Here is a 7,509-nt window from a genome sequence, read left to right as displayed (position 1 = left end):
GCTGCAATGCCTCGGGCAATGTACCGGCCTTTGACTCCTCGACGATAAAGGTCACCGCCGCAATGCGGGTCATGCCGACCTGCTGTAACCGGATCACTTCCTGTGCCAGCCTCATGCGCGCATCGGCAATCTGCTTTTGGTGATCGTTCAGGGCCTGCACCTTGCGCTCGAGCAGAGCGGGGCATTGGCGCATGATCGCCAGCTCATCACGCGACTTGATGGCGGTGCTGCGCTTGACCGACTCATCAACCAGCTGCGCGGGGGCTTGCGCTATCAAGGATTTATAGTGTCTCTGCCTGACGATCTCGCGTGCTTGCTCTGGCAGACAATCGATGTGGTACTCGAAAGCCTTAGTACCTTCACGCCGACGGCGTAATTCAGCACTATTACCTGTTGCTTTATCTAGTCGGCTACGGATATTTTGCTGCATACGTGGCAAACCGGGCAAAGATACACATTCCTTGGCTGTTAGCCAGATAGACATTTTTGATATCCTCCAACTAAGCAGATTTATGTTTCTCGCGATGGTAACGGCTAGGCCAAATTACTGCCGGGTTAACTCCAATAGCTTGAGCTATGGCCTCTTGATAACAATTAACTCTTCTATAGAAAACATTGCGAATTGAGTTTTCACGCAAACCTAGCTCCTGCTCCAGTGTACGTAAACTGACGCCTTTCTTATCCAATGCCGTGATGATCGCTTTACTAGACCAGTCATGCCCCATATCAACGAACAAGCTGGTCATGTCTTGTCTCGGCAACTGCATTGTGTGATCCTCTAAAGTTTATCAAAGGCGATAATCAGATGTGATTATCATCTCGTATAAATATACGCGCATAAAAATCCAAAATCAACACAAATGTGCGGATTATTCGCACGATATATCCTAGTGCAATCTGATAAGAGAAATCATAATGAATTCACTTGATTACGACCAAAAATCCGCGACGGATACAAAAATCCGTGAACGGATTTTTACAGAGTCGGGAATAATCCGTTTTCCCGAGCGCTTGAAAGAAGCCATGGAAAAAGCCGGATCCCTTAGCAATAGCCTATTGGCCAAAAAGTCAGGCATGTCTGAAGCCGTCATAAGGAAGTATTTAAAAGGAGAGTGCTACCCCACGCTTGAACGCCTCTCTTTGCTTGCTAATGCTTGTAATTGTACTATTAATTGGCTAGCTACAGGGAAGGAGAGTGAATACGGGAATCGCATGAATAACGCAGAAAATATCGCACGTTTGTACGATTCCGTTGCGGGAGAATTTCTTTCAGTATTATCACGAGTAAGTCAGGAGCAGAGAGAGGAACTGCTTACTGTCATCTACGCTAGGGGAATAGCATCACTCCTTAGCCTAAGTGATGATCTGAACATAAAAATCTTACAGCTTCCTCCTGAAGAAAAAGAGCGTCTAATGCGGCTCTATGATCAAATCAAAAAGGGGGCTAGTGAGGTTGGTGAAGTAGCATCAGAAGATAGCCTAGCAAGCGAACGCAAAAGGGCCGTTTAAAAAACTATAAATTTCTTGTTTATATTTGGCAACATAATTGTTAACAAGATAACTTTTAAACGGCTTTCAAACTTATCCAAATTACAATCAATCCAGTCCAGAATATAGTGCAAAAAAATCATTTTCCGCTCATTTTTTTGCGACGAGTCCAGAATCAGTAAAATCACTGTAAGCCGCGCCAGTAAAGGGCTTCCGGCTAATCCATCGTTCCCCTTGATAGTCCAGAAATGCTTGCCACCCCACATAATGGGCTATTGTGCCAGCCACCTGTATTGGATTACCCGGCGCGCGCCCTTTGGCAAAGCCACGCTGCTCGATCAGGATGTGGAAATCGATTTTCAAAAGCAGACCACGCCCAATGACGTGGTCACGGTGATAGCCACACAGCCGCTGACCGGCAATGAAACCTGGCAGCGGGTGGCGCCGGGGGAGTGGGTGTTATTCCGGCTTGGCGAGCGCGAATTGTGACACGACCGGCGCACCGCTTTGCAACATCAGCGGCGCGCTTATCACATACTGACCATTTGCCACCGACACCGCCGGCGGTTGATGGTGCTCGGCGAAATAGGCGTAACCGGGCGCAAGCTGGCTCCAGAATTTGTAATTGGCCGAATAGTGATGGCGCTGCATATTTGCCGGTGTCATACGAAACGGAAAAATATTAATTTTTACCTGTGCCTGACCATTGAGCAACGCATCTTCCACATAGCGATAAATCTCCGCGATAGATGAATCCGTCATGGCGTAACAGCCAATAGAGCGGCAATCGCCGTGGATCATCAGCTTGGCCCCCGAATAACCCTGTGCCCGGTCATAGTCATTGGGGAAACCAATATTAATTGCGCAATAATAATGACTGTTCGGATTCAAATTGCGCGTGTCGATGGCGTAAAAGCCCTCAGGACTCATGAAGTCGCCTTCACGCCGTTTCGGACCCAGGCCGCCGGAAAACTTGCAAATTTGAAAGCTGTCCACCAAATGGTATGCATTGCCCATTTTGGCATACAGTTCCAAAATGCGCTCTTCTTTGAAGACTTGAATAAATACCGGTGAGCCTAATAGTTGTTGCTTAAGTTCCTGGCCGACTTTTGCCTGATCGCTGGCGTAGCCGTACGCCGGTAATAAAAAAAGCATCGCCAACAGCAGCGCGAATCTGCGCATTGTCATTCCTGTATCATCAAATAAATGAGCGGCCGGCCACGAACGTTACCGGCGGGACTGTCAACTGCCCGTGGGCAATCAGCGACAAGATATCACTGCGTATTATTTTATCAAGATACGTTTTGTATAGATGAGAATCCTTACTGTATACTTGTACAGGTTAAGGGGGCCGGATGCGTAAAATCATACATGTCGATATGGATTGCTTTTTTGCCGCGGTCGAAATGCGCGACAATCCGCACCTGCGCGACATCCCGTTGGCGATAGGCGGTAGCGCCGATCGCCGCGGCGTTATCAGCACCGCCAACTATCCGGCACGACGCTTTGGCGTGCATAGCGCGATGTCCACCGCCATGGCGTTGAAACTCTGCCCCGATCTCACGGTGATCCCCGGCCGTATGGCGGTGTATAAAGAGGCCTCCGAGCATATCCGTTCCATTTTCGCCCGTTATACGGCGCTAATTGAGCCGCTGTCGCTGGATGAAGCGTTTATGGACGTTACCGACAGCGATTGCTGCAACGGCTCTGCCACACTGATGGCGCGCGCCATCCGCCAGGAGATTGCCGATGAATTGCGGCTGACCGCTTCCGCAGGCGTGGCGCCGGTTAAGTTTTTAGCGAAAATCGCCTCCGATCTCAATAAGCCCAACGGCCAATATGTCATTACCCCCGCCGCGATGCCGGCGTTCTTACTACAGTTGCCGCTGGCGAAGATCCCGGGGGTCGGTAAGGTGACGGCCAAAAAACTCACTGATATGGGTCTTGTCACCTGCGCAGACGTGCAGCAGTTTGACCTGGCGACGCTACTGCGCCAGTTTGGCAAGTTCGGCCGTGTCATTTGGGAACGCTCGCAGGGTATTGATGAAAGAGAGGTTTCCGCCGACAGGCTGCGCAAGTCGGTGGGGGTTGAACGTACCCTGGCGCAGGATATCACCCGCTGGGAGGCGTGCGAGGAGATTATCGACCATCTTTATCCCGAGCTGGAACGGCGCCTGGCCCGCGTGCGCCCCGATCTGCAAATAGCCCGTCAGGGTATCAAACTTAAATTCGCCGATTTTCAACAAACGACGCAAGAGCATGTCTGGCCACGGCTCAATAAGACGGACTTAATTGCCATCGCGCGCCAGGCCTGGGAACAGCGGCGCGGCGATCGCGGCGTCCGGCTGGTGGGATTGCATGTCACGCTAATGGATCCGCAACTTGAGCGTCAGCTGTTGTTGAATTGGGAAGAGGAATGGAACGCTCGCCCTTAGGCACAGGGCGGCCAATGACCGCACGTCCCAAACGCGGGCGGTAAAAACGTCGCGACCTGACCACGCCCATGGCCGTTCTGGGCGTCGGGCTGATGGGCCATTAAAGACAGTGAGCCGGCGGCCTTAATAGCGGCATAGAAGTTTATCGTTACGGCGGCCTTAACGGCGGCGGGGAGGTTTATCGTTCTGGTGGGCTCAATGGCGGCGGGAAGGCGTCTCGTTGCGGCGCCGGCCAAAAGGCCAGCGCCGGTCTGGGTTATTCCTTGACGGGAATCGCTTTCAGCAGCGCGGTCAGCAGCTTCCAGTATTGGCCGACGCTGGCAATATGCACTTGTTCATCCGGCGAATGCGGGCCGGTAATGGTCGGCCCGATGGAAACCATATCCATCTCGGGATAGGGCTTTTTGAACAACCCGCACTCCAGACCCGCATGGATCACCTGAATGTTGGGCATTTTGTCAAACAGTTGCCGGTAAATATCGCGCACCAAATGCATCACCGGCGAGTTGGCGTCCGGCTTCCAGCCCGGATAGCTGCCTTTGGCAACGGTGGTCGCGCCAGACAGCCGCCCCAGCGCATGCAACATCCCTTCCACCTGCAGTTTGCCGCTATCGATAAGCGAGCGGACAAGGCAGCGGATTTCGGCTTTATCGGCCTCCATCGACACGACGCCGACGTTTAGCGAGGTTTCTACGACGCCTTTCACATCATCGCTCATGCGGATGACGCCGTTTGGCATGGCATGGAGTAAGGCGATAAGCCGATCGCTGCAGGCTTTGGTCAGCGCCTGGCCACCGGACTGGCTATCGCTCACCGCCAGCGCCGGTTTTTTCTCTACCGCCGTCAGTTCGCTTTTAATGATGCTCAGGTAGCTGCGCGCCTGTTGACGCAAGCTGTCGACGTTTTCCTGCGGCAGCGCCAGAACGGCGAAGGCTTCACGCGGGATCGCGTTGCGCAGCGTCCCGCCCTGTAAATCCAGCAGACGGATGTCCAGCGTGGCGCAGAAATCCGCCAGGAAGCGGCGAGCCAGCAGCTTATTGGCGTTGCCGAGCCCCAGATGAACATCGGCGCCGGAATGGCCGCCCTTCAGCCCCGTCAGCGCCACCCGCAACTGGTGATACCCGGCGGGTACCGCCTCGCGGCTTATCGGCAACTGGGTTTTAAAGTCGACGCCGCCGGCGCAGCCCATATAAATCTCGCCTTCCTCTTCGGAGTCGGTATTAATGAGGATTTCGCTTTGCAGCCAGCCGGGCTGCAGGCCGAAAGCGCCCTCCATAACCGGTTTCCTCGGTCATGGTCAGCAGCACTTCCAACGGGCCGTGTTCCAGGCTATCGTCGGCCAGAACCGCCAGCGCCGACGCCATGCCGATACCGTTATCGGCGCCGAGCGTGGTGCCGCGCGCCTTGACCCAGTCGCCGTCTACCCAGGGCTGGATGGGATCTTGGGTGAAATCATGGGTGGTGTCACTGTTTTTCTGTGGCACCATATCCAGATGCGCCTGCATCGCCACCGGACGGCGATTCTCATAGCCCGGCGTCGCCGGCTTGCGGATAAGGATATTGCCCACCTGATCGCGTTCGGCGAACAGGCCTTTGTCCTGCGCCCACTGCACGATGTGCGTGGCCAGCGCTTCCTCATGGTAGGACGGGTGTGGGATTGAACAAATGTTGGCGAAAATATCCCACAGCGGCTGCGGCGTAAGTTGAGACAATTCAGACACGATCGAAAACTCCTGTGATATCGTAAAAACCGCGCTGGCGGCGATAAGCGGCCGGCGGCGGAGCAACCCTGGTCTATTAAGGATATCACTTTACTTTACCTGAGAGTGAAACAGAGGTTAAAAAGGGGAAGGGACTGGTATTTGGAAGGCTGCGTCTCTATAATCCCGCGCAACCTTTTTTCCCCTGAGACTTTTTAAGCCGACCCAAGCCGGCTGGGACTGAATTTATGAGCGAAAAATACGTCGTCACCTGGGACATGTTGCAAATCCACGCACGGACCATGGCCAAGCGCCTGCTGCCCGCTGAACAATGGAAAGGGATTATCGCGGTCAGTCGCGGCGGGCTGGTGCCCGGCGCTTTGCTGGCGCGCGAGCTGGGTATCCGCCATGTGGATACCGTCTGCATCGCCAGCTATGACCACGATAACCAGCGCGATCTGAACGTGTTGAAACGGGCGGAAGGGGACGGCGACGGGTTCATCGTGGTTGACGATCTGGTGGATACCGGCGGCACCGCCAAAGCCATTCGTGAAATGTACCCCAAGGGGCACTTCGTCACCATTTTCGCCAAGCCTGCCGGCCGTCCGCTGGTGGATGACTACATTATCGACATCCCGCAAAATACCTGGATTGAGCAACCCTGGGATATGGGCGTGGTGTTTGTGCCGCCGCTGGCGGGCAAATAGACTTGCAGCCGCGCCAAGCCGGTGAGCGGTCACGGCTGGCCCCCGATGTCATGTCGGCAGGTGGCGCCATCGTGTCAACCTGCTGCGGCCGACGCCTTGGTCGCGCTATGGCCTGCCGCATCCGCTCCCTTCTGCCGCGGGTATGACATTGCGCGGCAGCGGTTAACCGTTTACCTGACGCCCGGCATCGCCGGGCGTTTGTTTTTTGTGGGCTGAATGGTTAACCTTGCAGGCATCGTTCTGACATTCCAGAACCCGTCTTTGGAGACGATGCTCGATGGCAGGTAATAATCTGAGCGAAACCCTATTCAAACCCTCGGTCAAACACCGCGAAACCTCCACGCTGGTGGCTCGCGTTCATCACTGCGGGCAAAGCAAAATAATGTCGGCGTTGGACGGGGCCAATCCCGGCAATTGGTACCGGTTAATCAACCGTCTGATGTGGATTTGGCGCGGCATCAATCCTTGGGAGATCGAAGAGGTTCTGTCGCGTATCGCCGCCAGTCGCGCACCCCATACCGACGATCGGCTGCTGGATACCGTAATAGGTTACCGCGGCGGCAATTGGATCTATGAATGGTCCCATCAAGGGATGATCTGGCAGCAGCGCGCAATGGACGTCGTTAACGGCGCGAGCGCGGCGCGTGACTGGCTGCAAGCCGCCCGCTTTTACAGCATCGCCAGCTATCCTCACTTAAAAGGCGATCTGCTGGCGGAGCAGGCACAGACGCTGGCCAATCACGCCTGGGAAGATGCGGCCAAACTGAATCACCCCGGATAAATTAGAGTCTATACTTTAAAAGTGGAGGCCTCTATGACAACGACCAAACGTTACTCTCCGGAAGTCCGTGAACGGGCAGTTAATCTAGTGCTGGAAACTCAGCATGAGCATGCTTCGCAGTGGAAAGCGATCCAGTCCATTGCACCAAAAATTGGCTGCATACCCGAGACGCTGCGTCTGTGGATCAAGCAACATGAACAGCGGCTGGCGGTGAAAAACAGTCTCAACGCGGATGAACGTCAGCGGCTTAAGGAGCTGGAGCGCGAGAACCGTGAGCTTCGCCGCAGCAACGATATTCTACGACAGGCGTCAGCATATTTTGCCCAGGCGGAGCTCGACCGCCACTGCAAGAAATAGCGTCGTTAACGGTGCCGCTGATAGAACAGCATGGGGTCGAG

6 protein-coding genes, 4 pseudogenes and 1 other annotated feature are annotated in these 7,509 nt (G+C 54.4%); of the genes and pseudogenes, 6 read left to right on the top strand and 4 right to left on the bottom strand.

Going from position 1 to position 7,509, the window contains the following annotated elements; genetic code table 11:
• Together CINSTRO3249_RS16625 and CINSTRO3249_RS10595 are read right to left on the bottom strand one after the other, a co-directional pair.
• The coding region (locus CINSTRO3249_RS16625) for a DNA-binding protein (protein WP_305781685.1) at positions 1–484 on the bottom strand (484 nt) is incomplete at its 3' end.
• Positions 485–500: 16 nt separating this feature from the next.
• Positions 501–767: a helix-turn-helix domain-containing protein gene (locus CINSTRO3249_RS10595; protein ID WP_084790191.1), complete on the bottom strand. Its 267-nt coding sequence runs from the start codon at positions 765–767 to the stop codon at positions 501–503.
• Positions 768–915: 148 nt separating this feature from the next.
• Here CINSTRO3249_RS10595 and CINSTRO3249_RS10590 point away from each other — a divergent pair, with 148 nt between their 5' ends.
• Both CINSTRO3249_RS10590 and CINSTRO3249_RS10585 read left to right on the top strand, forming a co-directional pair.
• Positions 916–1,509, top strand: a complete 594-nt coding sequence (locus CINSTRO3249_RS10590) for a helix-turn-helix domain-containing protein (RefSeq protein WP_074013257.1) — start codon at positions 916–918, stop codon at positions 1,507–1,509.
• A 261-nt stretch (positions 1,510–1,770) separates the two neighbouring features.
• A pseudogene (locus CINSTRO3249_RS10585) lies at positions 1,771–1,977 on the top strand (class II glutamine amidotransferase); the annotation flags it as partial.
• Here CINSTRO3249_RS10585 and dpaA read toward each other — a convergent pair.
• On the bottom strand, positions 1,948–2,670 hold the full coding sequence (gene dpaA / locus CINSTRO3249_RS10580; protein WP_074013256.1) for a peptidoglycan meso-diaminopimelic acid protein amidase: 723 nt from the start codon (positions 2,668–2,670) through the stop codon (positions 1,948–1,950). The pseudogene CINSTRO3249_RS10585 and the gene dpaA sit on opposite strands and share 30 nt — an antisense overlap.
• A 173-nt stretch (positions 2,671–2,843) precedes the next feature.
• Between dpaA and dinB the strand changes: the two genes are divergently transcribed.
• Positions 2,844–3,923 carry a DNA polymerase IV gene (gene dinB / locus CINSTRO3249_RS10575; protein WP_074013255.1) on the top strand — a complete coding sequence of 360 codons (1,080 nt, stop codon included), beginning with the start codon at positions 2,844–2,846 and terminating at the stop codon, positions 3,921–3,923.
• Between the two features lie 256 nt (positions 3,924–4,179).
• Here the strand turns inward: dinB and pepD are convergent.
• Positions 4,180–5,644, bottom strand: a pseudogene (gene pepD / locus CINSTRO3249_RS10565) (beta-Ala-His dipeptidase).
• A 227-nt stretch (positions 5,645–5,871) separates the two neighbouring features.
• Here pepD and gpt point away from each other — a divergent pair.
• From gpt to CINSTRO3249_RS10550, 3 genes and pseudogenes are all read left to right on the top strand, one after another.
• Positions 5,872–6,330, top strand: coding sequence for a xanthine phosphoribosyltransferase (gene gpt / locus CINSTRO3249_RS10560; RefSeq protein WP_074013253.1), 459 nt, complete (start codon positions 5,872–5,874; stop codon positions 6,328–6,330).
• Between the two features lie 277 nt (positions 6,331–6,607).
• A pseudogene (locus tag CINSTRO3249_RS10555) lies at positions 6,608–7,093 on the top strand (alpha/beta hydrolase); the annotation flags it as partial.
• A 51-nt stretch (positions 7,094–7,144) separates the two neighbouring features.
• Positions 7,145–7,465: pseudogene (locus CINSTRO3249_RS10550) on the top strand (transposase); the annotation flags it as partial.
• Positions 7,423–7,509, top strand: a sequence feature (AL1L pseudoknot). This feature is flagged as partial in the annotation. It overlaps the preceding pseudogene by 43 nt.

It is taken from the genome of Candidatus Sodalis sp. SoCistrobi (assembly GCF_900143145.1).
Classification (GTDB): domain Bacteria; phylum Pseudomonadota; class Gammaproteobacteria; order Enterobacterales; family Enterobacteriaceae; genus SoCistrobi.
This window is presented reverse-complemented; position numbering and strand designations above follow the sequence as displayed.

Bases quoted from the DNA above. Each gene is read 5' to 3' on its own strand.
- CINSTRO3249_RS10595 (WP_084790191.1), bottom strand. From the start codon at position 767: ATGCAGTTGCCGAGACAAGACATGACCAGCTTGTTCGTTGATATGGGG.
- CINSTRO3249_RS10590 (WP_074013257.1), top strand. From the start codon at position 916: ATGAATTCACTTGATTACGACCAAAAATCCGCGACGGATACAAAAATC.
- dpaA (WP_074013256.1), bottom strand. From the start codon at position 2,670: ATGCGCAGATTCGCGCTGCTGTTGGCGATGCTTTTTTTATTACCGGCG.
- dinB (WP_074013255.1), top strand. From the start codon at position 2,844: ATGCGTAAAATCATACATGTCGATATGGATTGCTTTTTTGCCGCGGTC.
- gpt (WP_074013253.1), top strand. From the start codon at position 5,872: ATGAGCGAAAAATACGTCGTCACCTGGGACATGTTGCAAATCCACGCA.